The sequence below is a fragment of the Neobacillus drentensis genome (assembly GCF_036966985.1).
In the GTDB taxonomy this organism is placed as follows: domain Bacteria; phylum Bacillota; class Bacilli; order Bacillales; family Cytobacillaceae; genus Neobacillus; species Neobacillus drentensis_E.
This window is the reverse complement of record NZ_JBALSN010000759.1, coordinates 1-1,311: the sequence shown is the minus strand read 5'-3', so window position 1 is coordinate 1,311 and position 1,311 is coordinate 1. Positions and strand designations below refer to the sequence as shown.

Genomic DNA, 1,311 nt, shown 5'->3' with positions numbered 1-1,311 from the left:
CATTTTGTACCGACTCACGTTTGTGGGCGCCATTTTCTTAGCCGTGATTTCAATACTTCCTATCTTTTTCATTCAATTCGCTGGATTACCTTCCGCTGCACAAATTGGCGGCACAAGTCTTCTCATTGTTGTAGGTGTTGCACTTGAAACAATGATACAGCTTGAAAGCCAATTAGTGAAACGAAACTACCGTGGATTTATGAAATAAAACAGAGGGCTGGGCTCCTGCCCAACCTCTCTAAGTAAGGAAGGGGAAATCCGAAATGAACTTAGTCTTAATGGGGCTTCCGGGTGCTGGTAAAGGCACTCAGGCAGAACGAATTGTTGATGATTATGGGATCCCTCATATCTCAACAGGAGATATGTTCCGTGCTGCTATGAAAGAGGAGACACAACTTGGGCTCGAAGCAAAATCCTTTATCGATAAAGGAGAGCTTGTTCCTGATGAGGTCACAATCGGTATTGTTAGAGAAAGACTTGGCAAGAATGATTGTGAACAAGGTTTTCTTCTGGACGGATTTCCGCGAACAGTCGCTCAGGCTGAAGCTTTAGAAGACATTCTAAAGGACCTTGGCAGAACGATTGATTATGTCATTAATATTAAAGTCGATAAAGATGCTTTGATGGAGCGTCTGACTGGCCGAAGAATTTGCAAAGATTGCGGAGCAACATATCATTTAGTATTCAATCCACCTGCTAAAGAAAATGTTTGTGACAAGTGTGGAGGCGAGCTTTATCAACGTGCAGATGATAATGCAGAAACCGTTTCGACAAGACTTGAAGTGAACTTAAAGCAGACTGAACCTTTACTGAACTTCTATTCAGAAAAAGGATATCTTGCAAACATTGATGGTGCGAAGCACATTAACGATGTTTACGCTGATATCAAGGACCTGCTTGGGGGATTAAATAAATGATTATCTGTAAAACTCCTCGCGAGCTTGAGATTATGAGAGAAGCTGGACGCATTGTCGCACTGACTCATGAAGAGCTGAAGAAACACATAAAACCAGGTATTTCGACAAAAGAATTGGATCAAATTGCCGAACGTTTTATTACAAAGCAGGGTGCAATCCCATCTTTTAAAGGGTATAATGGTTTTCGCGGGAGCATTTGCGTTTCGGTGAATGAAGAACTCGTTCACGGTATTCCTGGTAAACGGGTTTTACGTGATGGAGACATCATTAGTATCGATATCGGCGCAAAGTTAAATGGCTATCCTGGTGACTCTGCTTGGACTTATCCAGTTGGGGTAATCAGTGATGAGGACCGCAAACTACTGGAAGTCACAGAGGAATCTCTATATAAGGG

General features: G+C 42.3%; 2 protein-coding genes and 1 pseudogene. All 3 read left to right on the top strand.

The genetic code is table 11. The features are described 5' to 3' along the window. Positions 1-208: pseudogene (locus V7659_RS31445) on the top strand (preprotein translocase subunit SecY); the annotation flags it as partial. A gap of 55 nt (positions 209-263) precedes the next feature. Further along, the gene (locus V7659_RS31440) at positions 264-917 is read left to right on the top strand and encodes an adenylate kinase (RefSeq protein WP_007496336.1); all 654 of its coding nucleotides are present in this window, start codon (positions 264-266) and stop codon (positions 915-917) included. Continuing rightward, the coding region (locus V7659_RS31435) for a type I methionyl aminopeptidase (protein ID WP_335543898.1) at positions 914-1,311 on the top strand (398 nt) is incomplete at its 3' end. The genes V7659_RS31440 and V7659_RS31435, both read left to right, overlap by 4 nt.

Coding starts and splice junctions, on each gene's coding strand:
- V7659_RS31440 (WP_007496336.1), top strand. CDS start 264: ATGAACTTAGTCTTAATGGGGCTTCCGGGTGCTGGTAAAGGCACTCAG.